The following is a 26,060-nucleotide window of genomic DNA, read 5'->3' on the forward strand; positions in this document are numbered from 1 at the left end:
TCTATCGTGCCACTCGCTCGAATATCCGTGTAGCCGCCGTCGTGCCGACTGCGACACACGCCGGAACCCCAACGCCGTGCAGCCACGACCCGGCCAGGGCGAGGCCGTCGAACTGCGTCATCCCGGACTCGATTTCAGCCACGATTTCCGTGTGACCTGGGGCGTATTGGGGAAGACCTCCGTGCCACCGCTGTACGAAAGTCGCGCCTGGCTCCTCGGTGATTCCGGTCACGGTCTCGAGATCGGCGCGCGCGAAGTCGATCAACTCACCATCCGGCCGGTCGACGATCTCCGATGCACCGAATCGACCGAACGACACCCGAACGAGGTGCTCACCGCGATCAGCGAGGTGTGTCCACTTTCGGCTCGACAGCGTGAACGCCTTGGCGGTCAGGTCGGCGTCGGTGGCTACCAGGATCCCTGAATTCTGCGGAAGTTCGACCTGCCCGGACAACCGGAGCGCCACCACCGCGGACGACGCCAGTTCGATCCGAGCGACGGTACTCGCAACATCCGCATCGACTCCGGCCAACAGCGCCGCCGCGCGCGGCGCCGGGACGGCCAGAATCACCGCGTCGACGCTTCCGAGCGGATCGACGTTCCAACCAGCCCCGTCGCTGCGCAACCCGGAAGCCTCGCCACGGACGAAGGTCGCGTCGGCGGCCTGCTGCAGCGCATCGAGCAGGATGCCGTACCCGTCTCTGAGCGCTCCGAACACCGGCCCCGGTGCAGGCGTCGGCAATGCGGCTGCGACTGCATCCGTGAGGCTCCGAGAGCCCGCATCGAGGGCCGCAGCGAGTGTCGGCAAAGCTGCACGCACGCCGATGGTCTCCGCCAGCCCCGAGTACACCCCACCGAGAAGCGGATCCACCGATCGGCTGACCACCTGATCACCGAATCGCTGCGAAACCAGTTCGGCAACACTGCAATCGGAACCGCGGGTCCACTCCAGCGGGACGCCGGCCTCGGCCGCTATGCGCGCCAGGGTCTGCTCGTCGACAAGATCTCGAACCGACTCCGCCGAAGCCGGGATTCCCATCAGGGTTCCGGTCGGCAACCGATTCAGTGAGCCCTGAGACCAGATCAACGGACTCAGGCCCGCGGGATAGACGATCTGATCGGTCAGTCCCAGCTCGGCGAGAAGCGCGGGAACCTCGGGCCGACGAGCGATGAAAGCCTCGGCACCGATGTCGATCGGTCCGCCGCCCAGATCAATCGTTCGCAGCTTCCCGCCCAGCCGCGGTGAGTCGTCGACGATCGTGATGTCCGCTTCGGAGCCCAGACTGCGCCGAAGCCGGTACGCGGCAACCAGACCGGAGATTCCGCCTCCGATCACCGCGACCGACGACCGAGTCGTTGTCACAGCGAGTGCACCAGCTCCACCGCCGAGGTGATCGCCGTGGGATCGGTGTCGGGAAGAACTCCGTGGCCGAGGTTGAAGATGTGGCCGATGGCACCGGCCTCGATCGCGCGGTCCCCTTCGGCGGCGATCCGGCGCACCTCACGATCGATCACCTCGGGGCCCGCGAACAGTACGGCGGGATCGAGATTGCCCTGCAGCGCCTTACCCGGACCGACACGACCAGCCGCGACGTCGAGCGGAATCCGCCAGTCGACACCTACGACGTCGGCGCCTGCCTCCCCCATCGCGCCGAGAAGTTCACCGGTGCCGACACCGAAGTGGATACGCGGGACGCCGGCAGCGGCAACCTCGGCGAACACTCGCTCGGAATGCGGGAGAACAAATTCCCGGTAATCGGCCAGCGAGAGCGCGCCGGCCCACGAGTCGAACAGCTGGACCGCGTCGACGCCCGCCTTGAGCTGCGCCTGCAGGAAGCAGATCGTGGTGTCGGCCAAGCTTCCGAGCAACGCGTGCCAGGTCTTCGGATCGGAGTGCATGAGCGCTTTGGTCTTCTCGTGGTTCCGGCTCGGACCACCTTCGACCAGATACGACGCCAGAGTGAACGGCGCTCCGGCAAAGCCGATCAGCGGCGTGGAGCCCAACTCGGTGGTGAGAAGCCGAACGGCCTGCGCGATTGCGCCTACCTCTTCGGGGACCAGTCGCGGAAGTGCTGCAACGTCGGCGATGGAGCGAATCGGATTGGCGACCACCGGTCCGACGCCGGCAACGATGTCGAGATCAATTCCTGCGGCTTTGAGTGGAACGACGATGTCCGAGAACAGGATTGCCGCGTCCACGTCGTGACGGCGCACCGGTTGCATCGTGATCTCACAGACCAGCGCCGGATCGAAACAAGATTCCAACATGCCGATCCCGGCGCGGATCTCGCGGTACTCCGGCAACGAACGCCCGGCCTGGCGCATGAACCACACCGGCCGTCGACTCGGAGTGCGTCCGGTCGCCGCGGCAAGCAACGGTGCGTCGGGCAAGACTCGCCGAGCGCTGTATTCCGCCGACCCGGTAATGCCTGAATTCATGTTGTCCAACCCGCTCATCAGTCCTCGCGCTCTCCGCCAACGTGTGTCTTCGATCGACTCAATGCTGCCACGTCCCACACTCGGGATCGGACACCCGAGCGGTTCGTGAGCGGCCACACACCCGAGCCACACTCGGTCGGCGCGCCTCCACCTCCCCGCCCGCATCCCCGACTAACGTCCTGACCTGTGACGACATCCGGATCGACAGCCGACCCGGCCGAGTTCCGTGCCGCCGTGGAGGCGATGACCGCTGCGCGGGTTCGGCCCGAGATAGAGGTCGGTCCCATCCGCCCGCCGCAGCGCCTCGCTCCGTACAGCCACGCGGTGGGGGCCGAGGTTCTCCACCCGGACTCCGACGTCGTGGCCGAGCAGTCCGAAGGTGACGCTTTCGGCCGCCTGATCCTGTTGTTCGATCCGGACGGCGACGAGGCGTGGAACGGCACCATGCGGTTGGTGGCGTACATCCAGGCCGATCTCGACGAAGCCGTCGCCGCGGATCCACTACTTCCCGAAGTAGCCTGGAGTTGGCTGGTGGACGCTTTGGAGGCCGGACCGGAACCTTTTGTGGCCCTGGGCGGTACGGTCACAGCTACAACTTCCGTGCGGTACGGCGACATCGCCGGACCTCCGCGAGCCCATCAACTGGAGTTGCGAGCGTCCTGGACTGCAACTTCGTCCGAATTGGCTCACCACGTCGAGGCTTTCTGCGAGGTTCTCGCGTACGCGGCGGGGCTTCCGCCTGCCGGGATAACCACGCTGTCGCGGCAGAACGACTAACTCTGTCACTCGTTTGAGCATTCCCCCGGAAAAATACTAGAACCTGTTCTAGAATAAGTCATGCAACGTCTCAGCGGACTCGACGCGACCTTCCTCTACTTGGAAACACCGACCCAGCTATTGCACGTTTGTGGACTTGTCCTGCTCGACCCCACGACCATCCCGGGCGGCTACGACTACCGGAAGCTGCTTCGCGAGTTGGACTCGCGAATGGCCACCATGCCGACGTTCCGGCGCAAACTCAAAGATTCCCGTCTCAATCTCGACTACCCCGTGTGGGTCGACGATCACGATTTCGACATCGAGCGGCACTGCCACCGGACCGCGGTACCTGCTCCCGGCACACACGCGGAACTGGCAGAGCTCGCCGGACACATCGCGAGCCAACCGCTGGATCGTTCCCGACCGCTGTGGGAGATGTGGGTGATCGAGGGACTTGCCGACGGACAGATCGCCGTCATGTCGAAGATCCATCACAGCGCTGCCGACGGTGTCACCGGCGCGAACATCCTGGCTCAGCTGTGCAGTCTCGAACCGGATTCACCGGCGCTCGTGGATCCCACCGCACAGGGTGCGGGCGACGCGGGAACGCTGGACATCGCCATCGGCGGACTCATGGCCGTCATCGCCCGACCCGCAAGAATTGCCCGTCTGGTCCCCGGCGGAATCGCCATGCTCCCGAAGTGGGTGACGCGTGCGCGAAAGGGTGAAGCGATGCCTGCTCCGTTCACCGCGCCGCGGACCTCGTTCAACGGCGCGATCACCGGTCACCGCAACGTCGCGTTCAGCCAACTCGATCTCGCGAAGGTCAAAGCCGTCAAGGACCGTCACGGCGTCAAGGTCAACGACGTGGTTCTCGCGCTCTGCGCCGGGGCACTGCGTAAGTATCTGGAGGACCGGGACGAGCTGCCGGAGGACTCCCTCGTCGCCATGGTGCCGGTGTCGGTCCACGGCAAATCCGATCGTCCGGGCACGAACCAGATCTCGGGCATGTTCACGCAACTCGGCACCCAGATCGCCGATCCGGTCGAACGCCTGCACGCGATCAGCGATTACAACGCCACCTCGAAGAACCACAACGAGGCTCTGGGCGCGAACATGCTCCAGGACTGGTCGCAGTTCGCTTCGCCGGCGGTGTTCGGCGCCGCCATGCGCGTGTACTCGTCGCTCAAACTCGCCGAGCGTCACCCCGTCGCGTCCAACCTGGTCGTGTCGAATGTGCCTGGACCGCCGGTCCCGCTCTACTTCCTCGGTGCCCAGATCAAGGGAATGTTCCCGCTCGGCCCGATCTTTCACGGAGCAGGTCTCAACGTGACGGTGATGTCTCTCGACGGAAAACTCGACGTCGGCATCGTCAGTTGCTCCGATCTGGCACCCGAATTGGACCAGCTCGCGCAAGGTTTCGGAGCCGCACTCGACGAACTGTTCGACGCTGAGGTGACAACCCCGGCCCCGACTGCGACGTAGAGTCAGTGACCATGTCCGAAGTCACCGATGATGCAACCGAGCCCACCTCCGACGTAGTTCCGCTGCTAGTTCCGCGTGACGGAGTTCCGGACGTCATCACCACTGCCGCCGGTGTCGCCGACGCCGCGGCCGCGCTGGCCTCCGGCCACGGCCCGCTCGCCGTGGACGCCGAGCGCGCATCCGGATTCCGCTATTCGGCACGGGCGTACCTGATCCAGCTTCGACGCGAAGGAGCAGGATCGTTCCTGCTCGACCCGATTCCGACAGCGCAAGACCTGCAGCCGTTGGCCGAGGTGATCAACCCGTTGCAATGGGTGCTGCACTCTGCCGATCAGGATCTCCCCGGCCTCGCCGAACTGGGCCTGACGCCGGCCGAGCTGTTCGACACCGAACTGGCCGGACGACTGGCCGGGTTCGAGCGAGTCGGACTCGCCGCGATCGTGGAACGAACCCTGCGAGTGGAACTTCGCAAGGGTCACGGGGCTGCGGACTGGTCGACACGTCCGCTGCCGGACGCCTGGTTGAACTACGCCGCCCTCGACGTCGAAGTGCTTCTCGAACTGCGCGACGCAATGGAAGCCGAACTCGAATCCCAAGGCAAGCTCGAGTGGGCGAAGGAAGAGTTCGAGTACATCCGTCTGGCCGGCCCGCCCAAGCCCAAACCGGACCGCTGGCGTCGTACGTCGCACATCACCTCACTCAAGACCACCCGTCAGTTGGCGGCGGTACGGGCGCTGTGGCAGGCGCGCGAGGATCTCGCACGCAAGCGCGACGTGTCTCCGAGTCGGGTTCTTCCTGACTCCGCGATCATCGATGCCGCTCTCAAAGATCCTCGGTCGTTGGACGCGCTCCGCTCGCTTCCCGTCTTCGGCGGACCACGTCAACGCCGTTATTCGCGTATCTGGATGGATGCACTGGAAGCCGCGCGCAAGCTCCCCGACAGCGAGCTTCCGCCGAAAACCCCGCCGATCGTCGGGCCGCCCGCTGCCGGCCGCTGGGCCCGCCAGGATCCAGCGGCGGCCGACCGACTGACGGCGGCTCGGGCCGCACTGTCGGACCTGAGCAAAGAGGTTTCGGTGCCGGTCGAGAATTTGCTCCAACCCGACCTGGTCAGGCGCCTGTGCTGGGACTGGAAACTGGAACCCGACTCGGACATCGCCGAAGTCGAGAGTGCGATCGAGACCAAGCTCACTTCCGGTGGCGCACGTGGCTGGCAACGCACTTTGACCGTTCCCGTCCTCGCCGAGGCACTGAACTCCGTGGTCCCGGCCGAGCCCGAAGTGGAAGAGCCGGAATCCTGACCTGACCCCGGTGTGAGGTTGGAGCAATTCGGCACGTTAAGTTACCGGTCAGTAATGGGCAGTAGTACGCTCGATACGAGGCCGGACGCCTGGCCGTGATCGCCGAACCAACGTCTCACCGCCCTTCGGTGCGGTGGGCAGCTCCATCAGGAGGAATTCGCGTGGCTCCATCCACAAACAACCAACGCAACGTCGTCTTCGTCGACGGCATTCGCACCCCGTTCGGCAAGGCCGGCCCGAAAGGCATGTACGCCGACACGCGCGCAGACGATCTCGTCGTCAAGGCGATTCGTGAGCTGCTTCGCCGTAACCCGCAGCTCGATCCCGCACGGATCGACGAAGTTGCTGTCGCAGCCACCACGCAGACCGGTGACCAGGGCCTGACCATCGGCCGCACCGCTGCGATCCTCGCCGGTCTCCCCGAAACCGTTCCCGGATTCGCCATCGACCGCATGTGTGCCGGCGCGATGACCGCCGTCACCACCACCGCGTCGGGCATCGGCTTCGGCCAGTACGACGTCGTGATCGCCGGTGGCGTCGAGCACATGGGTCACCACCCGATGGGTGAGGGCGCAGACCCCAACCCGCGTTTCCTCGCCGACCGCCTGGTCGACCCGAGCGCCCTCGTGATGGGTAACACCGCCGAGAACCTGCACGACCGGTTCCCGACCATCACCAAGGACCGCACGGACGCCTACGCCGTCAACAGCCAGAACAAGTACGACGCTGCCAAGAAGGCCGGCTTCATCGCCGACACCCTGGTCCCCGTCGCCACCCGCAGTTCCGCGGGCTGGGGTCTGGCCACCGAAGACGAGCCGCCGCGCCCCGGAACCACCGTCGAAGATCTCGCGAAGCTCAAGACGCCGTTCCGCCCGGCCGGACGCATCACCGCCGGTAACGCAGCCGGACTCAACGACGGTGCCACCGCAGCACTGCTCGCCGGTGAGGACACCGCAGCCGAGCTCGGCCTGCCGGTCGGCATGCGCATGGTGGGCTTCGCCTACCAGGGCGTCGACCCCGCCGTCATGGGCATCGGCCCGGTTCCCGCCACCGAGAAGCTGCTGGCACGCACCGGCCTCAAGATCGAGGACATCGGACTCTTCGAGATCAACGAGGCGTTCGCCGTTCAGGTCCTCGCGTTCCTCGAGCACTACGGAATCGCCGACGACGACCCGCGCGTCAACCAGTGGGGCGGCGCCATCGCGTGTGGCCACCCCCTCGCTTCCTCGGGCGTTCGCCTGATGACGCAGCTCTCCCGCCAGTTCGCGACACGCCCCGACGTGCGCTACGGCTTGACCACCATGTGCATCGGCCTCGGCATGGGCGGCACCGTCATCTGGGAGAACCCGAACCACGCTGACTACCAGGCAGGAGTCAACTAAATGTCTGATATTGCAACAGCATTCGCCGACGAGGTCGTCACGAACGCCTACACCAAGATCATCTCGGTCCCCGGCATCGAGGGCCCGTTTGCACTGATCACCCTCGACAACGGCTTCGACCACACCAAGCCGTCGTCCTTCGGTCCCGGCGGACTCGCAGCATTCGACGCCGCCCTCGACGAAGCCTTTGCCGCCAACCCGGTTGCCATCGCCGTCACCGGCAAGCCCTTCATCTTCGCCGCCGGCGCGGACCTCAAGGGTGTTCCCGCGATCACCTCTCGTGAGCAGGGACTCGAGCTGGGCCGCTTGGGCCACAAGGTGTTCCGACGCCTGCGTGAGTCGTCCGTTCCCACGTTCGCCTTCATTAACGGTGTCGCTCTGGGCGGCGGCCTCGAGGTCGGACTGCACAGCCACTACCGCACGGTTGCCGCCAATGCGGGCGCACTGGGTCTTCCGGAAGCATTCCTCGGTCTGGTCCCCGGTTGGGGCGGAACGCAGTTGCTCCCCAACCTCGTCGGCCCGTCGAACGCCGTCACCGTGGTTATCGAGAACTCGCTGAACCAGAACAAGGTGCTCTCCCCCAAGAAGGCACTCGAACTCGGCGTCGTCGACGTCGTTCTCGATTCCGCCGACTTCATCGAGCAGTCCCTCGCCTGGGCGTCGCAGGTCCTCGCCGGCACAGTGACCCCCGCTCGCCCCGAGATCGATCGTGGCCAGGGCTGGGACGACGCGATCGCTCGTGCGAAGGCGATCGTCGACGGCAAGACCAAGGGCAACGCTCCCGGCGCCGTCAAGGCCGTCGAGTTGCTCGAACTGGCTCGCAGCACCGACATCACCGATGCCGCCTCGCTCGACAAGGGCTTCGCGGCCGAGGACGAGGCTCTTGCCGACCTCCTCCTGACGGACGAACTCCGCGCGGGTCTGTACGCCTTCGATCTGGTGAACAAGCGCGCCAAGCGTCCCGCCGGAGCACCCGACCGCTCGCTCGCTCGTAAGGTCAGCGGCGTCGGCATCGTCGGCGCCGGCCTCATGGCCAGCCAGCTCGCGCTGCTCTTCGTCCGCCAGCTCAAGGTGCCGGTCATCCTGACCGACATCGACCAGGAACGCATCGACAAGGGTGTCGGCTACGTCCACACCGAAATCGAAAAGCTCCAGGGCAAGGGGCGCCTGTCCCCCGACGCTGCGAACCGCCTCAAGGCGCTCGTCTCCGGTTCCCTCGACAAGGCCGCGTTCGCCAAGACCGACTTCGTCATCGAAGCCGTCTTCGAGAACATGGACGTCAAGAAGAAGGTCTTCGCGGAACTCGAGCAGTTCATTGCTCCCGAAACCATCCTCGCCACCAACACCTCTTCGCTCTCCATCACGGAAATGGCGTCCGGCCTCGAGCATCCCGAGCGTGTGGTCGGCTTCCACTTCTTCAACCCGGTGGCCGTTCTTCCCCTCCTCGAGATCATCAAGGGCAGCAAGACCGATGATGCCACTCTCGCAACGGCTTTCGCCACCGCGAAGTCGTTGAAGAAGTCCGCCGTCCTCTGCGGCGACAAGGCCGGCTTCGTCTTCAACCGCCTCGTCACCCGCACCTTGGGTGAGGTCATGTCCGCCGTCGACGAAGGCACCCCCTTCGACGTCGCAGACAATGCCATCGCCGAACTCGGCATGCCCATGTCGCCGTTCACCTTGCTGGCCCTCGTCGGACCCGCAGTGGCACTGCACACCGGTGAGACCCTGCAGGAGTCGTACCCGGACCGGTTCAAGAGCTCACCCGGACTCGAAGCACTCGTCGAGGCCCGCAAGCCCGGCGTGTGGACCTGGGGCGAGAACGGTCAGGCCGTCGACCCCGAGGTCGCCGCACTGTGGCCGCAGGGTGACAAGGTGTCAACTTCGGAAGAGGTCCTCGAGCGCACACGTCGTGCATTTGCCGAGGAAATTCAGATCATGCTCGACGAGGGCGTCGTGGCGGCAGCCGAGGACATCGACCTCTGCCTGCTGCTCGGCGGCGGATTCGGATTCTGGAACGGCGGCATCACGCCGTACCTGGACCGCACCGGCACCTCCGAGGCCGTCAACGGCAAGCGCTTCCTCGCGCCTGGTGTTGCCAGCGTCTGAGTCAGTCGATCGACCCGTCACGGACGGCGTGCCTTCGGGTACGCCGTCCGTGGCGTTTGCGCAGGTTCAGAATAGGGTTCCCACATCGTCTTTCACGATGTTCTCGAGCGCACGCTCCGCGACGGCGGCGATGGTCATCGACGGATTGCACGCAGCGGAGTTTCCCGGCAGCAGAGCGCCGTCGAGCACGTACAACCCCCGCTGGCCCAGAATCCGCCCATCGAGATCGCACACCGAGTTCATGCAGGCACCGCCGAGGGGATGCCACGTGGACGGCAGTATCGCGTTCGTATCGGTGAGCAGTCCTCCTGCCGCGATCTGCTGGGCCGCAGGTCCGATGTGGCCTTGCTGGATCGCAGAGTCGCCATCACTCGGCCAACGGAGCACCGCCTCGCCTCGCGCTGAGTCGTACACGAACCGACCCCGGTCGCTGCTGACCCCGAATCCGACCATCACCGTGCTGTGAGCGTCGAACGCCACCGGCGGGAACGACGCCTGAATGACGGTGAACGCGTTATGCGGGTCGTCCCAGTTCCGGCTGCCGTAGACGACCGGCCCGCCCTGCGTCGCGCCGAAATTCTCGGCGAGATCCGACCAGATGTAGATCCGATCGGCATTGGTCCCCCACCCTGCGCCGAGCTCGTCGGGCAGATCCGTGATCCGCCCCGTTGCCGCGGCGCGGACCAGGAGTTTGGTGGTGTTCATGCTGCCGGCAGCCATGACGAGCGCATCCGTCGTCAAGATCTTGTTCTCGAGAATGTTGCCGGAAATGTCGGTCCGGTCCACGTACACGCGCCACCGTCCGTCGGCAGCCCGCTCGACATCGGTGACCTGGTGCAGAGTCTCCACATTCACCAATCCGGTCGCTTCCGCTGCCGCAATGTAGGTGACATCCACCGAATGTTTGCCACCGTTGTTGACACCGAGCGCGCCGTCACCGTTGGTGTAAGACGGCTTCATCTCACCCCTCAGTTCGGCCAACGCGTAGTTCCAGTCGATCGGCATCGGAATCTTCGACACGGGTAGACCGGAACGCGTTGCGTTACGCGCGAATACACGTGCCGCCTCGTAGTTCGGGCTGGAAATCAGTTCGTCTGGTGCAGTTTCCACTTGCAGCATCCGCGCCACCCGCGGGTAATGGACGCGGTCCATTCGTGCGTAGTCGAGCTCCTCCGGAAAGTGCGTGTTGAAGACCGCTTCTTCCGGTTGCAGCGTCATCCCTTGGTACACAAGCGATCCGCCGCCCACACCGGCTGTGCAGATCGCGGTCATGTTCTCACCGGTCACCGTCTCCAACAAACCCGCGTATGGCTCGAAGATCGCCGGCCTGCCGAACAGAGTCGGGTTGGACTGATGCCAGAGGATGCGCTTGTCCGGGCTGGCGGGGTGCGGGAAAGTTTCGGCATTCGGCCCGGTCTGCCACCGAATCCCTCTCTCCAGCAAAGTGACCGGAACCCCCGCCTCGGCCAGGCGAAGTGCCGTCACCCCGCCGCCGAACCCCGATCCGATAACCACGACACGGTGCACTTCACGTGTCAGCGGAATCCCTGTTGCAGCCCTGGCAGTGCGTGGCGCCATCATCGCGACTCCCACGGCGGCCGTACCGGCCAAGAACGATCTGCGTTTCACTCCGGACATGACTGGTGCTCCCTCGAAGAATGTCGCCAGAGAATTCCGGGCACGCCAAAACTAGACACTCTGACGCTCGAGTGTCAAGGTTTTGGCGGAGCAGGCGAGGAACTACGAGGTCGACCGGATTGCGGGCCCGAGCCACCTCGAGAGAAAGGCCCGCAAGGAGTCGTCGGAATGTACGAGGTCACTGTCGAATGCAACAACCGAAAGCCCCAGTCGCACGGCAATTTCCACTATCTCATCCAACTCCGCCTCGGTGGCGAGGCCACGTTCGACCATAGGGGTGAGCATCTGACCAGCGAAAGGTATTGCTCGACTCATCATTTCGAGATCGAAGACAGGGTTTCCCCGCTCGGCGAGGAGCAGAGTCGCGAGCACCGGGTGAGCACGCACGGCAGTTCGCGCGGCAACGATGAATTCGACGACGTAATCACACGCCGTGTCGACCGACTCCACCTGTGCCGTGATCTCCCCGAGAACCTCGACAGCGAGACCGCCCATCGCCTGGGAGACGACCTCCTCACGTGTGCCGAAAATCGAGTACACCGTCTGGCGCGAGACACCGGCCGCGGTGGCAACTGCGGCAATGTTCACAGCCTCGAATCCGCCACCTTCGATCAGTTCGAGGGCGGCGCCGAGAATCTTCTGCTGTGATCGCACGAGGAAAGTATTGCCCACCGAAATGGTGCACTGAGAAACGCGGTCCAGATCCGACTCCCACCTGCATAAACGGCACAATCGGTTTCGTTTGGCTGCCGAAATTCAGTAGGTTAGGCTGCCCTTCATGAAAACTTCTGTTCGGGGCTTCACTGCCCTCGGTGCGGCTGCAATCGCGGTCACCGCACTTGTCTCGTGCTCCTCGGATTCAGGCACATCCACGCCATCCCAAGGTACGGGCGGATTCCCCGTCAGCATCGAGAACACCTTCGGCACCACGACCATCGACTCGAAGCCCGAGCGCCTCGTCACCCTCGGATGGAACGCGCAGGACATCCTGTACGCACTCGATCTGACTCCGGTCGGACAGCCCAAGTACACCTACGGCGCGGACGACAACGGCGTCATGCCGTGGGCGCAGGACTACTTCGACGCGGACAAGACAACGCTCTTCGACATGCCGGCCAGCGGAGAACCGCCGATCGAGTCCATCGCGTCGTTGACCCCCGACGTCATCCTCGCGCCGTACGAGGGCTTCGAGGAATCCGTCTACAACCAACTGAGCAAGATCGCACCGACGGCCGCCTACCCCGGCGCGGCCTGGCAGACATCCTGGCAGGACCAGACCCGCATCGTCGGCAAGGCAGTCGGCAAGAGCGAAGAGGCCGACAAGCTCGTCGACGGCCTCGACGCGACTCTCGCCGATACCGCCACAGCCCACCCGGAGTTCGCCGGAAAGACATTGGCAGTGGTCAACTTCGACACCGATTCGAGCAACATCAACGTCTATCTGCCCACTGATCCGCGGGTCCAGGTGCTGACTGAACTCGGATTCGTCAACGCGCCGGGCGTCGAGAAGCTCGCCGCGGACAATGCAGGTGGATCGTTCTTCAAGACGATCTCCTACGAGAACATCGCCGACATCGACGCCGACGTGATCGTCGGCTTCACCGACGGCTCCGGCGATCCGTCCGGCATACCCGCAGTCGGTGGACTCGACGCGGTCAAACGCGGATCCACCGCATTCCTCAGCGACACCCGCGTCATCGGCGGACTGAGCAACGTCAACGTCCTGAGCACGCCGTGGGTCCTCGGCCAGATCACACCGACGTTGAGCGAAGCCGCAAAGCGCGCCTCCGCCTAGAAACGAGATTTTCCCGACAACCCTCTCCGGCGTGATCCGTATCGAACGGCTCGCCGGAGAGGCGGGTGACCCGGAAATTCGTGGCGAAGGATCTCGAAGACATCGCAGCAAAAGCCGAGCGTCTCTCGGGCGAGTAAAGCGCCCTCACCTGCACTTACCATATTGTTTGCATAATAACTGCAATCAATACGACATCACTGTGTCCAGCTGATTCGCTGCGGGAATGGACTCAGCTGGGTAACGGCGCGTGAGTCCCCGCCAAATCTGCCCGGGTGGGCGTAGCGTGCAGAGTGCTCGCGGATGGATCGGCGCATCGGGGTGTCGACCGTAGGGCCTTTGAGGGGGCAGGAATGGCATTCAGCGGAACCGCCTCCGGCGGTGGATCCGGCGCTACTCGCGCCGACGTCGGACATGCAGTGCTCTTCGCCGGCGCCGCCGCGCTCGGCGGTTTTCTGTTCGGATACGACACCGCAGTCATCAACGGGGCGGTCGGTGCGATCCGAGACAAGTACGACATCGGCGCCTCGGGCACCGGGCTCACGGTCTCACTGACTCTGCTCGGCGCAGCACTCGGCGCCTGGATCGCAGGCACACTCGCCGACCGACTCGGCCGCATCCGCGTCATGCAGATAGCCGCGGTGTTGTTCATCATCGGCGCCGTAGGCTCCGCAATTCCGTTCAGCGTCTACGACCTCACGTTCTGGCGCGTGGTCGGCGGCCTGGCAGTGGGTTTCGCGTCAGTCATCGCCCCGGCCTATATCGCGGAGATCTCCCCCGCCGCGATTCGCGGACGTCTCGGCTCGATGTACCAACTGGCGATCGTTCTCGGAATCGCCGTGTCGCAGTTGGTCAATTACGCCCTCCAGGCCGCGGCCGGTGGTGATCGCAATCAGATCGCAGGCCTCGAAGCCTGGCAGTGGATGCTAATGCTCGAGGCGGTTCCCGCAGTCCTGTACCTGATCATGACAACCACGATTCCCGAATCTCCACGGTTCCTCGTGGCGCAGGGCAAGGACGATCGTGCTCGCAAGATCATCTCCGATCTCGAAGGTGGAGATCACGACGCCGTCACCGAACGCATGAACGAGATCCGCGAATCTCTGACGGAGAAGCAAGCCAAGACCACAGTCCGCCAACTCTTCTCGAAGCGGCTCGGGGTCTCCCATCTGGTGTGGGTCGGTATTGCACTCGCCGCATTGCAGCAGTTGGTCGGTATCAACGTGATCTTCTACTACTCGAGCACCCTCTGGCAGGCGGTCGGATTCGGCGCCGACCGGTCCCTGCTGATCAGCGTCGTGAGCGCCTTGGTCAACATCGTCGGTACGTTCGTCGCCATCGCCGTCATCGACCGGGTCGGTCGAAAGCCGTTGTTGCTGGTCGGTTCCGCCGGTATGGCCATCTCACTGGGCACCGCAGCGTTCTGTTTCCATTCGGCAACAGTGACCAAGAACGAGATCGGCGAATCCGTGGCCACACTGACCGGAGCCAATGCCACTATCGCTCTTATCGGGGCGAACGCATTCGTGTTCTTCTTCGCCTTGTCCTGGGGCCCGGTCGTCTGGGTGTTGATCTCCGAAATGTTCCCCAACCGCGTGCGTGCTGCAGCAGTCGGAATTGCGACCGCCACCAACTGGGTCGCGAACTTCCTGGTCTCCTGGACGTTCCCGGCACTGGCCGATTGGAATCTGTCGTACACCTACGCCGGCTACGCCGTCATGGCAGTGTTGTCGCTGTTCGTCGTCCTGAGGTTCGTGAAGGAAACGCGAGGCAGCACACTCGAATCCGTCCAGTAGCGAGCTCTCACGATTTCACCGAAAGCGGTGGCCCTCGGATTGATCCGTGGGCCACCGCTTTTCGAGATCGTAGTGAAGATTATCGTGAGACGAGCTGTCAGCCTTGCGCGACTTCACCTTGAGCCGACGCCGAGGACGCGTCTTCCTGGACGTGGACGCCGACGCTACCCATCCCCGCCACCCAGCCGGTGATCTTGCGGGAGAGGTCCTGAGCCGTGAGTCCGAGTTCCTTGTGGATGGCCTCGCGGCTGGCGTGATCGAGGAACTGCTGGGGAACGCCCATGTCGCGGCACGACGTGTGCACTCCGGCTGCCCGCATCGCGGCCGAGACCGTCGAACCGATGCCGCCGTGCAGACCACCGTCTTCGATGGTGACCACGAGGGCGTACTTGTCCGCCATCTTCACCAGGGAATCCGCGACCGGCAGAACCCACCGCGGATCGACGACGGCAACCGAGATGCCCTGCTTGTCGAGCCGCTCGGCAATCTCGAGTGCCAGGGATGCAAACGGGCCCACCGCGACGAGGAGCACGTCGCCGCGCTCACCCTCGCTGGACTTGAGAACGTCGACCATTCCGTCGAGTCGCTTCACGGCCGGAATCGCTTCGGGTACAGCACCCTTCGGGAAACGAACGACCGTTGGGCCGTCGTCGACGAGAAGCGCCTCGTCCAGCTCTTCCCGCAGCGTGTCTGCGTCACGCGGTGCCGCGACGCGGATCCCGGGGATGATTCCGAGCAGCGAAAGATCCCAGACGCCGTTGTGGCTGGCGCCGTCGACTCCGGTGACCCCGGCGCGGTCGAGCACGACTGTGACCGGTTGCTTGAGTAGAGCGACGTCCATCAACAACTGGTCGAAAGCCCGATTGAGGAAGGTCGAGTAGATAGCAACGACGGGGTGAAGTCCGCCAAGTGCAAGACCGGCGGCCGAGGTCATCGCATGCTGCTCGGCGATACCGACGTCGAAGATCCGATCGGGGAACTTCTCACCGAAGGCCGCGAGGCCGGTGGGCCCGGCCATCGCCGCGGTGATGGCGACGATGTCCTCACGACGCGAAGCCTGCTCGATCAACGCGGCCGAGAAGACCGACGTCCAGTCCGGCGCGGACGACTTGGTGCCGCGACCGGTGACGGGATCGATGACACCGGTGGCATGCATCTGGTCGGCCACGTCGTTCTCGGCGTGTGCGTAACCGTTGCCCTTACGAGTGACGGCATGCACGATGACCGGTCCGCCGTAGGCCTTTGCCCGGCGCAATGCCGATTCCATGGCGGCTTCGTCGTGTCCGTCCACCGGTCCGAGGTATTTGATACCGAGATCGGTGAACATGACCTGAGGGCTGACCGCGTCTTTGAGACCCGCCTTCATTCCGTGCAGGACGGAGTACGCGGTGCGCCCCACCCAGGGCAGTCTCTTGACCATGCGTCGGCCACTGTCGAGGGCGCGCTCGTAACTCGGTGCGGTTCGCAGTGCCGAGAGATGGTCGGCGAGTCCGCCGATGGTCGGTGCGTAGGAGCGGCCGTTGTCGTTGACGACGATCACCACCGAACGGTCCTTGCCTGCCGCGATGTTGTTGAGAGCTTCCCAACACATTCCGCCGGTCAGCGCGCCGTCACCGACGACGGCAACTACGTGGCGATTCTGACCCGTCAGCGCGAAGGCCTTCGCGAGGCCGTCGGCATAGGACAACGCGGCGGAAGCGTGAGAGGACTCGACCCAGTCGTGTTCGCTCTCGGCGCGGCACGGATACCCGGACAGTCCACCCTGCTTACGCAGAGTGTCGAACTGATCCTGACGACCGGTGAGGATCTTGTGTACATAGGCCTGATGGCCCGTGTCGAAGATGATCGCGTCCTGCGGCGAGTCGAAAATTCGGTGCAGTGCGAGGGTCAACTCCACGACGCCCAAGTTGGGCCCGAGGTGACCACCGGTCGCAGCGACCTTCAGCACGAGGAACTCACGAATCTCGTCGGCCAACTCCGTCATCTCGGCGTGGCTCAACTGACGTAGATCGTCAGGACCCTGAATGCGGGCAAGAACACCCAACGAGATCGCTCCCTCCGTGCTTCACAGCTGCACCGGTGCGCGCCGCGGCTGTCTTCGCGACAGTGCTGCCAGTCTACGGAGCGTTCCGGCGAACCGACACGCGGACTCGGCCCGATTCCGGTGTGACTTCGCGTAACAGCGAAATCCCGCGGATCGCTCGTGATCGCAATCACAGACAAATGGGATCCGTCGCGATCGACTCGGCAACTCTTCTTCCACAAAACGACCGCCATGTCAGCTTAAGGTCGACGTATGGGAACTGTGGTCGACGACCTGATAACGCGAGTGTTCGACGAAGTCCGATCACTCGACGAAGGCGAGTTGGCCGACTACATCCCCGAACTCGCGGCGGTCGCCCCCGATTCGTTCGGAATCTGCATCGCCACCGTAGACGGTTACGTCTACGAGATCGGTGACTCGCGAATCCCGTTCACCATTCAGTCGATCTCGAAGCCCTTCACCTACGCCTTGGCTCTCGCCGATCGAGGAAGCGAGGCGGTTGCCGCGAAAATCGACGTCGAACCATCCGGCGAGCCGTTCAACGAAATCAGCCTCGACCCGCTCACCGAACGGCCACGAAACCCCATGATCAATGCCGGGGCTATCACCGCTGCATCACTGGTTGCCGGACCGAATCCCGAGGCCCGCTTCGAGCGCATCCGCTCGGCGTACTCGCGATACGCAGGCCGCGAGCTGACCTTCAACGAAGCCGTCTACACCTCCGAGGCCCGCACCGGTCACCGCAACCGTGCGATCGGCCACATGCTGCGATCCTTCGACGTCATCACCGGCAATCCCGACGAGGCCGTCGACCTGTATTTCCGTCAATGCTCGATCGACGTGACCTGCCGCGACCTGAGTCTGATGGCTGCGACGATGGCGAACAACGGTGTCAATCCGCTCACCCACGAGCGCGCGCTGGCACCCGCAGGCGTCGAACAGGTCCTCAGCGTCATGGCTACGTGCGGAATGTACGACGGCGCCGGCAAGTGGCTGGTAGAGGTCGGATTGCCGGCCAAGAGCGGTGTCGGCGGCGGAGTGCTGGCGGTTCTGCCGGGCCAGATCGGCATCGCCGTGTACTCCCCCAGGCTCGACGTTCACGGCAACAGTGTTCGCGGAGTTGCTTCTGCCCGGGCACTGTCGAAGGAACTCGAACTGCACTTCCTCCACGTGACGCGGGCGTCACGCTCGTCGATCCGGGCCAGATACAGCGTCATCGAAGCACCGTCGCGAGTACGACGCACCCCGACCGAACAAGCCGTGCTCGACGACGTCGGCAAGCGCAGCCGGGTCTACGAACTGCACGGCGATCTCCTCTTCACCGGTGCCGAATCGGCGGTCCGCGAAATCGGCTCGGTGGACGAGGGCCTCGAAGTTGTCGTCATCGACGTCCGCCGCGTCGACGACGCCAGCGACGTCGCGGTGCGCATGATCACTGCACTGCAGGTTCAACTGGCCGAGCAGGCTTGTGCTGTGGCCGTCGTCGATCCGCAAGGACTGCTGGGACAACGAAGTTCGAGCATCGACCCCGCCAGAAGAAGTGGTCGGGTTTTTGCGGACCTCGATTCCGCCATGCAGTGGTGCGAAGACACGCTGCTTGCGGTGCATTGTGAGGCCGAACGGCAGGCGTCGACGATCTCGATCGAGGACCACCCAGTTCTCGATGCTCTGTCCGCGGCACAGATCGAGGGATTTTCGGCAGAGTTGGAGACGCGAACCTATGCCCGCGGCGAGAAGATCGCCCGCCGAGGTGAATCGGCGTCTGGCTTCTACCTGATTCTCAGTGGCCAGGTCAGCACCATGTTCACCGACGCGCACGGGGTCGAGCACCGCATCACGACGCTCTCCGCCGGAATGACGTTCGGCGAGATGACGATGTTCCTCGACACTCCGTTCCTCAACGACATCCGCGCCGATTCCACGGTCACCGTGGCCGTCCTGACTCCGGAGCGATATGCAGAACTGACCGCGCAGGCACCCGAGTTGAAACTTGCGCTTCTCGAACGACTGGCGGCGGGCGCCTACGAGCAATTGGACCTGATGTTGCGGAGTGTCATATCCGCCGGACGAATCGGATAGGAACCACACGTGCCCACCACCGCCTTCACCTCGGAGCCGTCCACTGTCACGGTGACCGGAACTGCCACTGCAACAGCTGTTCCCGACATCGTGCGATTGACGATCGGAGTATCGGTGACACAGACGGCCGTTTCCGACGCATTCGACGCCGTCGCGCGTCTGTCCACTGCGCTGACCGAGACCCTGCACGCGCGCGGTGTGCGCGGAGCGGACCTCACCACCGCCGGGCTGAGCGTCCATCCGCAGACTCAGTGGAGCGACGGAGGCCGCCAGGAGACAACAGGATTCACGGCATCGACAACTTTCCGAGTCGTACTGCGAGAGCTGGAGCCGGAAGCGGCGAACTCCCCCGCTGCCGTCATCGCGGCATGTGTATCGGTGGGTGGCGACGCGATTCGGCTCGACGGACTGGAGTTCGATCTCGACGACCGCAGCGATCTGGCGACAAGAGCACGCGAATTGGCCTGGACGGCAGCCGAATCGAAGGCCAGACAGTTCGCAGACCTGGCAGACAAAGATCTGGTCGAAGTCCTCGAGGTGCTCGAGGACTTCGACCAGATAGTGCCGATGCGCGGACGTGTCGCGGCCATGAAAGCGGATTCGGCCCCGATAGCCGTCGAACGCGGAGAGATCGAAGAATCGATCTCGGTCCGCGTTCGATGGGCTATGGCGTGACAACAGTAGTTCAGAAGACGCTGCCGGCAGTAGACCAGCCGGGCATGCGGATCAGCGAGTGAGGTTCTTCTCTTCGCGCTCTTCTTCGTACTTCTGCTCGGCGTCGGGGGTTGCCATGTCGATGGTGGTGCGCAACGGACGGTTCGGGATGAAGATGACCGACACGAGCGTGACCACGGCGACGACGGCTGCGACCAGGAAGATCCGTCCTGTTGCGTCGCCGTAGGCGAACCGAACGATCTGCGAGACGAAGTCAGGCATATTGCTCAGGTCGAGGCCGTCCTGGAGGCTCTTTCCAGCTACTGCCTGCTGCTCGGGCGGCAAGGTGGAGACCGAATCGACTGTCAGTGTCTTGACGCGGGTCGCAAGAATCGAACCGAGCACCGACACGCCGATCGCGCCGCCGAAGGTGCGGAAGAACGCCACGATACTGCTGGCCGCGCCGATGTTCTCGACGCTGACCGTGTTCTGCACGGCGAGAACGATGTTCTGCATCAGCATGCCGGTACCGAGACCCACGATGGCGATGAAGATTCCGATTGTCCACAGGCTGGTTGCGTGGTCGATCGTCGACAGCAGCCCGAAACCGACCAGCAGCAGAACTGCGCCGGCGACGATGAAGGGCTTCCACTGACCGAACTTGGTGATCAGCTGGCCCGAGCCGACCGAGGCGACGAGCATGCCTGCGACCATCGGAATGGTGAGCAATCCGGCTTCGGTGGGATCGAATCCGCGTGCGGTCTGGAAGTACTGCGTCAGGAACGTCGTCGCGCCGAAGAGGCCGACACCAACTGCGATCGAGGCGATGATCGCGAGAGCCGTTGTGCGCTCGGTGATGATCTTGATCGGCAGGATCGGATCCTTGACCTTGGATTCGACGAACATCGTCAGGCCGAGCAGGGCCAGACCACCGATGACGAAGAAGGCCGACTCCTTCGAGAACCAGGCGTAGTAGTCGTCCTGACCGGCAAACGAAACCCAGATCAGCAGGACGCTGACACCGGCGGTGAGCAAGGTGGCGCCCATCCAGTCGATGGAGACGTTGTCCTTCTTCACGGTCTCGACGTGCAGTGTGCGCTGAAGCAGGAACAATGCGATGACTGCCAGCGGAACACATACGTAGAAGCACCAGCGCCAGCCGGCAGTGTCCACGAGGACGCCGCCGAGGATCGGTCCACCGGACATCGAGACGGCCATGGCCGCACCCATGTATCCGGAGTAGCGACCGCGATCTCGCGGCGGGATGATCGTGCCGATGATGGCTACGACGAGAGCGGTCAGACCGCCCATACCGATGCCCTGGATGACACGCGCACCGAGCAGCAACGGAACGTTGTGCGCCGCGCCGGCGATGACCGAGCCGATCACGAAGATGACGATCGCGGTCTGGACCAGGACCTTCTTGTTGTAGAGGTCGGCAAGCTTGCCCCAGATCGGCGTCGACGCCGCGGTGGCGAGCAACGCTGTCGTGATGATCCAGGCGTACTGCGTCTGAGTTCCGTGCAGTTCACCGATGATCGTGGGAAGCGCTGTGGAAACGATGGTGCTACTGAGCAGCGCGGTGAACAGCGCTGCGATGAGTCCGGTGAGTGCTTCGAGAATTTCGCGGTGAGTCATCGCGCCCGCTTCGCGAGCCGATCCGTCACCTCCGGTACTTGCCCGGGTTTCTCCTACTGTTGCTGCCATGTGCCTTATCTCCCAATACTTTCTACGCCCGTGTGCGGAACTGCCGGTGAGGCCTGCCGATTCGATGCGCCGAACGTCTCGTTGAGACGTTGCAGCGATGTCACTGCGGCCATGGCCTCTTCCTGGCTCCAGTCTTCGAGCATGTTGCGCAAACGCGCCGCACGCCGCTGCGTGGTTCTCCGTAAAACGTCGTGTCCCTCTTCCGATACTCGGATGCGGAACGCCCGCTTGTCAGCCGGATCGGGATTTCTCTCGACATACCCAGCGTCGACCAGATCCGACATTTGTCGGCTGAGCGACGACTGACTGACACACAGATCGACGGCCAATTCGTTCTGTCGGCACTCCCCACGCGCCGCCAGCATGAACAACACACTGACCAGCGCAGGCGGCAGCAGGCTGTCTGCACCGGTGGTGACCGCGGCTCGCAGCGATCTGCCGAACATGAAGATCGTGTCGACGAGCGCTTGGGCCGTCTCCGGCTGTACCGACATTGCCTACCCCTGAATTCGAGTGGCCCGAACGAGCCGTGACTTGAAAACGGAAAACTACTTGCAGAACGAAACTATACGATTAGTTGCGTAATGCAAGCAACTGTTGTGAACGCGAGAAGCGTCACACCGTTTCAGGGAAAGATTTCGGGACGTCTCAGCGTTCGAGGAGCGCGATGCACTCCATGTGGTGAGTCTGGGGGAACGCGTCGAACGCCCGGAGGCCACCGATTCTGAAGCCCTGCTCCAGGTAGAGGCCGATATCGCGACCGAACGACGCCGGGTCGCACCCGATGTGGACTATCCGCTCAGCGCCCGTTGAGGCGAGAGCTTCCACGACCGGACGGCCGGCCCCCGCACGTGGCGGGTCGAGCACGACGACAGCAGGCGAACGCTCCAGATCCGCGATGATGTTCTCGACGCGGGCGCTGTGGAAGCGCACCTGACCGAGATCGGACAGCGCTGCCTGCCCGTCCGCGACTGCACGCGCCGAAGATTCGACGGACTCCACCACGCCGAACGGCCCGACAAGCTCGGCGAGCACAGCTGCGAACACGCCGACACCGCCGTAGAGATCCCAGGCCGTGTCCGCGGTAGCGGCTCCGGCCCACTCCCCGACCACCTGTGAGTACGCGGCCGCAGCGCCGCGATGGGCCTGCCAGAAACCGGTCGCGGCCAGCGCCCATTCTCGACTGCCGACGCGCTCGGTCACTGTGTCCGATCCGATGGCAACTCGGGTCTTTCGCGGGCCGCCGCTTGCCGCTCGGCGTGCCATCGCGCCGCGTCGCCCGGGCGTCCGCCGTCCCGTCTTGGACACCGCGGGTGCCGCGATTTCCACGACGTGCCGCTCGCCCGCAGCGTCGAGAACGACCTGCAGCTCGCTACCTGGCGCCCACTGCGCACCGCCGAGACCGTCGTACGCGCTCTGATCGATCTGGGTGCACCGCAGGTCTGTGACGATCCGGTTGCTGCGGTACGCGTGGTATCCGGCGACACCGTGCCCGTCCACCGCCAACCGGACTCGCGTGCGCCAACCCGTTCCGCCTCCGGTTCCGGGCAGTTCCTCTACCTCGACGTCCGATTCGACACGAGCCAGTCGCAGAAGCTGCTCCCGCACGACCGAGGTCTTCATCTCACGTTGGACGCTCAGATCCGCATGCGAGTAGTCGCAGCAGCCCGCCCCGCCCGGGCCGGAGATCGGGCATGTCGGATCGATCCGATGCGGAGAAGCGTCGAGAACGGTGATCGCGTCGGCGCGGCAGAACGATCCGCCCTTGTCCTCGGTCACCCGGACCAGCGCACGCTCCCCCGGCAAACCGTGACGGACGAACACGACCCGCCCCTCGTGCCGGGCGACGACGAACCCGCCGTGACCGGGGTTGCCCAGATCGACCTCGAAGGTCTGTCCGGTCCAATTCTCACTCAACGAACTACGCCTGCCATTTCGATGTTGCCGATCATTTTTCGCCGGTGATCATTTCTCGCCGGTGTCGTAACCGCGACGCGTGGCACCTGCGGTCTTCTCGATGTCGAGCGGCTTCGCCTTTGCCGACGAACTCAGCTGCCACGGAACGCTGGTCACCATCACGCCGGGCTGGAAAAGCAGACGACTCTTCAGACGAAGCGCGCTCTGATTGTGCAGGATCTGCTCCCACCAGTGTCCGACGACGTACTCGGGAATGAAGACGGTGACGACGTCACGCGGAGCATCGCGTCGTACACGCTTGACGTAATCGAGAACCGGCTTGGTGATTTCGCGGTACGGCGACTCGATCACCTTGAGCGGAACCGTCACGTCGCTCTTCTCCCACTCACGCACGAGTGCACGGGTGTCCGGCTCGTCGACGTTGACCGTGATGGCTTCGAGGGTGTCCGGTCGCGTGGCTCGCGCGTAGGCGAGAGCTCGCATCGTCGGCATGTGCAACTTCGAGACGAGCACGATCGAGTGCGTGCGGCTGGGCAGTACGCCGTCCCACTCCTGCTCCTCGAGCTCGGCTGCGACGCTGTCGTAGTGCTTGCGGATCATCTTCATCACGATGAAGATCGCGACCATCGCGACGATGGCGATCCATGCGCCGGCAGCGAACTTGGTGATCAGAACGATGATCAAGACGGTGGCGGTCATTGCCAGACCGATCGAATTGATCACTCGCGAGCGCTGCATACGGGCCCGTTGCGCCTTGTCGGTCTCGGACTTCAGATGCCGAGTCCAGTGCTTGATCATGCCCGTCTGGCTGAGCACGAACGAGACGAAGACGCCGACGATGTACAACTGGATGAGCTTGGTGACCTCGGCGCCGAACACCACGACGAATGCGATGGCAGCACCGGAGAGGAATAGGATTCCGTTGCTGAATGCCAGTCGGTCGCCGCGCGTGTGCAGCTGACGCGGTAGGTACCGATCCTGCGCCAGGATCGATCCGAGTACCGGAAATCCGTTGAACGCGGTGTTCGCGGCCAGAACCAGGATCAGTGCCGTGACGATCGCCATGAAGAAGAAACCGATCGGGAAACCACTGAACACGGCTTCGGCGATCTGCGCGATCAAGGTCTTCTGATGGTAGCCCTCCGGCGCTCCGACCAGCTGTTCCTGCGGATTGTGTGCGTAGACGATGCCGATCTTCTGAGCCAGGATGATGATGCCCATCAGCAGGACGATGGCGATCGACCCGAGCAGCAGCAAGGTCGTGGCAGCGTTGCGCGACTTCGGCTTCTGGAACGCCGGTACGCCGTTGCTGATGGCCTCGACGCCGGTCAGTGCGGCACAGCCCGAGGAGAATGCGCGGGCGATCAGGAACGCGAAGGCAATTCCGTACAGATGCGAATCCTCGGCGTTGAGCGTGAACGACGACGATTCCGCGTGCACATCCTCACCGAGGACGTAGATCCGGAAGAATCCCCACCCGAGCATCAGGAACATGCCGACGATGAATGCGTAGGTCGGAATTGCGAACGCGGTCCCCGATTCACGGATACCGCGAAGGTTGACCGCGGTCAGCAACACGATCGCCGCAACCGCGAACAACACCTTGTGCTGCGCGACGAACGGCAAAGCCGAGCCGATGTTCGACGCCGCCGACGAGATCGACACGGCGACCGTCAGCACGTAGTCGACCATCAGCGCACTACCGACGGTCAGACCGGCGGTCGGGCCGAGGTTGACCGTCGCGACCTCGTAGTCGCCGCCACCGGAGGGGTATGCGTGGACGTTCTGGCGGTAGCTCGCCACCACCACAGCCATGACGATGGCGACGGACAATCCGATCCAGGGTGTGTACGCATACGCGGAAATACCCGCGACGGAGAGAACCAGGAAGATTTCTTCGGGGGCATACGCGACGGACGACATCGCGTCGGACGCGAAGACCGGTAGTGCAATTCGCTTGGGTAGCAGCGTGTGCCCGAGTTTGTCGCTTCGGAACGGCCGACCGAGCAGGAGCCGCTTGGTAGCGGTCGAGAGCTTAGACACGTGCAAAGCGTAAGCCGTCTCGCCCGATTCGGAGTCATCAGAGCCCCAACTTCACCTTTTGTCGTGACAACCGGCACGCGAGCGACCGTTGTACTTGCTCTTCCCGCGAGGGGCTGTACCGTTCGATTCGGCGTGCAATCGCGCCATGAGGGTCCATGAACGGAGTAGGGCGTGTATGTCGTCATCATGGGGTGCGGTCGAGTGGGTTCTTCCCTCGCCGCGTCTCTGACCAGGATCGGACATGAGGTCGCCGTCATCGACCGCGATCAGAGTGCGTTTCTGCGTCTCGATCTCGACTTCCCGGGAACCAAGGTTCTGGGAATGGGGTTCGACCGTGACGTGCTGGTCCGGGCGGGAATCGAGCGGGCCGACGCCTTTGCCGCGGTGTCCTCGGGAGACAATTCCAACATCATCGCAGCGCGAGTCGCACGCGAGACTTTCGGCGTCGAACGCGTCGTCGCACGTATTTACGACGCCAAGCGTGCCGCCGTTTACGAGCGACTCGGCATTCCCACGGTCGCCACCGTGCCGTGGTCGACGGATCGTTTCCTGCACACGTTGACCAAGGAAAGTCAGACTGCGAAGTGGCGCGATCCTTCGGGCACTGTCGCCATCACCGAACTTGCCCTGCACGAGGATTGGGCGGGCAAGCCGATCGCGCTCCTCGAGGGCGCGACCAGTTCGAGAGTCGCCTTCATCATCCGCTTCGGGACCGGCATTCTCCCCGACCGCAAGACTGTCATCCAGGCCGACGATCAGGTCTACATCGCCGCCGTGTCGGGAACCGTCGCCGAAGCTGTCGCACTGGCCGGCAACCCGCCGCCGAGCGACGACTGAGGGAGGCCGCAGATGACTGATCCGTACGCCGCCCCCCACAACAAGACTGCGACTGTGTTGCACTACAACGTGATTGGAAGT

19 protein-coding genes are annotated in these 26,060 nt (G+C 63.9%); 10 read left to right on the forward strand and 9 right to left on the reverse strand.

What is annotated here, in order from left to right:
* Position 1 precedes the first annotated feature (1 nt).
* Positions 2-1,363: a protoporphyrinogen oxidase gene (locus G4D79_RS20865; RefSeq protein ID WP_214514332.1), complete on the reverse strand. Its 1,362-nt coding sequence runs from the start codon at positions 1,361-1,363 to the stop codon at positions 2-4.
* Complete coding sequence (hemE, locus tag G4D79_RS20870; protein WP_030536874.1) at positions 1,360-2,457, reverse strand: uroporphyrinogen decarboxylase; 1,098 nt, start codon at positions 2,455-2,457, stop codon at positions 1,360-1,362. Before hemE ends, G4D79_RS20865 begins: the two co-directional genes overlap by 4 nt.
* A 168-nt stretch (positions 2,458-2,625) precedes the next feature.
* On the opposite strand from hemE, the gene G4D79_RS20875 reads away from it, so the two are divergent.
* The 5 genes from G4D79_RS20875 to G4D79_RS20895 all read left to right on the forward strand — a co-directional run bounded on the left by G4D79_RS20875 (position 2,626) and on the right by G4D79_RS20895 (position 9,472).
* Positions 2,626-3,216, forward strand: a complete 591-nt coding sequence (locus G4D79_RS20875; protein ID WP_003942604.1) for a DUF3000 domain-containing protein — start codon at positions 2,626-2,628, stop codon at positions 3,214-3,216.
* Positions 3,217-3,276: 60 nt separating this feature from the next.
* Positions 3,277-4,683: a wax ester/triacylglycerol synthase family O-acyltransferase gene (locus G4D79_RS20880; protein WP_214514333.1), complete on the forward strand. Its 1,407-nt coding sequence runs from the start codon at positions 3,277-3,279 to the stop codon at positions 4,681-4,683.
* Positions 4,684-4,694: 11 nt separating this feature from the next.
* Positions 4,695-5,984, forward strand: a complete 1,290-nt coding sequence (locus G4D79_RS20885; RefSeq protein ID WP_050656618.1) for a ribonuclease D — start codon at positions 4,695-4,697, stop codon at positions 5,982-5,984.
* 161 nt (positions 5,985-6,145) lie between these two features.
* Positions 6,146-7,366, forward strand: coding sequence for a thiolase family protein (locus G4D79_RS20890; protein ID WP_003942598.1), 1,221 nt, complete (start codon positions 6,146-6,148; stop codon positions 7,364-7,366).
* On the forward strand, positions 7,367-9,472 hold the full coding sequence (locus G4D79_RS20895) for a 3-hydroxyacyl-CoA dehydrogenase NAD-binding domain-containing protein (RefSeq protein WP_007732875.1): 2,106 nt from the start codon (positions 7,367-7,369) through the stop codon (positions 9,470-9,472).
* Positions 9,473-9,538: 66 nt separating this feature from the next.
* Here G4D79_RS20895 and G4D79_RS20900 read toward each other — a convergent pair whose 3' ends face one another.
* Entirely contained in the window at positions 9,539-11,110 is a 1,572-nt protein-coding gene (locus tag G4D79_RS20900; protein ID WP_214514334.1) for a GMC oxidoreductase, read from the reverse strand.
* Positions 11,111-11,212: 102 nt separating this feature from the next.
* Entirely contained in the window at positions 11,213-11,764 is a 552-nt protein-coding gene (locus tag G4D79_RS20905; RefSeq protein ID WP_007732871.1) for a TetR/AcrR family transcriptional regulator, read from the reverse strand.
* 124 nt (positions 11,765-11,888) lie between these two features.
* Between G4D79_RS20905 and G4D79_RS20910 the strand changes: the two genes are divergently transcribed.
* Complete coding sequence (locus tag G4D79_RS20910) at positions 11,889-12,905, forward strand: iron-siderophore ABC transporter substrate-binding protein (RefSeq protein WP_007732870.1); 1,017 nt, start codon at positions 11,889-11,891, stop codon at positions 12,903-12,905.
* Between the two features lie 350 nt (positions 12,906-13,255).
* A complete protein-coding gene (locus G4D79_RS20915) occupies positions 13,256-14,698 on the forward strand; it encodes a sugar porter family MFS transporter (protein ID WP_007732869.1) in 1,443 nt (480 codons plus the stop codon).
* A 97-nt stretch (positions 14,699-14,795) separates the two neighbouring features.
* On the opposite strand, the gene dxs is transcribed toward G4D79_RS20915, so the two are convergent.
* Positions 14,796-16,742, reverse strand: coding sequence for a 1-deoxy-D-xylulose-5-phosphate synthase (gene dxs, locus G4D79_RS20920; protein ID WP_007732868.1), 1,947 nt, complete (start codon positions 16,740-16,742; stop codon positions 14,796-14,798).
* A 252-nt stretch (positions 16,743-16,994) separates the two neighbouring features.
* On the opposite strand from dxs, the gene glsA reads away from it, so the two are divergent.
* Both glsA and G4D79_RS20930 read left to right on the forward strand, forming a co-directional pair.
* The gene (glsA, locus tag G4D79_RS20925; RefSeq protein WP_003942619.1) at positions 16,995-18,821 is read left to right on the forward strand and encodes a glutaminase A; all 1,827 of its coding nucleotides are present in this window, start codon (positions 16,995-16,997) and stop codon (positions 18,819-18,821) included.
* 9 nt (positions 18,822-18,830) lie between these two features.
* Positions 18,831-19,496, forward strand: a complete 666-nt coding sequence (locus G4D79_RS20930; protein ID WP_003942616.1) for an SIMPL domain-containing protein — start codon at positions 18,831-18,833, stop codon at positions 19,494-19,496.
* A 51-nt stretch (positions 19,497-19,547) separates the two neighbouring features.
* Here G4D79_RS20930 and G4D79_RS20935 read toward each other — a convergent pair whose 3' ends face one another.
* The 4 genes from G4D79_RS20935 to G4D79_RS20950 all read right to left on the reverse strand — a co-directional run bounded on the left by G4D79_RS20935 (position 19,548) and on the right by G4D79_RS20950 (position 25,142).
* Positions 19,548-21,182: an MDR family MFS transporter gene (locus tag G4D79_RS20935; protein ID WP_193777210.1), complete on the reverse strand. Its 1,635-nt coding sequence runs from the start codon at positions 21,180-21,182 to the stop codon at positions 19,548-19,550.
* A gap of 5 nt (positions 21,183-21,187) precedes the next feature.
* Positions 21,188-21,676: a MarR family winged helix-turn-helix transcriptional regulator gene (locus G4D79_RS20940; protein ID WP_003942624.1), complete on the reverse strand. Its 489-nt coding sequence runs from the start codon at positions 21,674-21,676 to the stop codon at positions 21,188-21,190.
* Positions 21,677-21,830: 154 nt separating this feature from the next.
* Positions 21,831-23,099: a class I SAM-dependent RNA methyltransferase gene (locus G4D79_RS20945; RefSeq protein WP_214514335.1), complete on the reverse strand. Its 1,269-nt coding sequence runs from the start codon at positions 23,097-23,099 to the stop codon at positions 21,831-21,833.
* A gap of 48 nt (positions 23,100-23,147) precedes the next feature.
* Positions 23,148-25,142: an APC family permease gene (locus G4D79_RS20950; RefSeq protein WP_007732857.1), complete on the reverse strand. Its 1,995-nt coding sequence runs from the start codon at positions 25,140-25,142 to the stop codon at positions 23,148-23,150.
* Between the two features lie 171 nt (positions 25,143-25,313).
* Here G4D79_RS20950 and G4D79_RS20955 point away from each other — a divergent pair, with 171 nt between their 5' ends.
* Positions 25,314-25,979, forward strand: a complete 666-nt coding sequence (locus G4D79_RS20955) for a TrkA family potassium uptake protein (RefSeq protein WP_003942587.1) — start codon at positions 25,314-25,316, stop codon at positions 25,977-25,979.
* Positions 25,980-26,060 lie beyond the last annotated feature (81 nt).

Origin of the sequence: Rhodococcus sp. WY5, from assembly GCF_018588185.1 — a bacterium.
Classification (GTDB): domain Bacteria; phylum Actinomycetota; class Actinomycetes; order Mycobacteriales; family Mycobacteriaceae; genus Rhodococcus_F; species Rhodococcus_F qingshengii.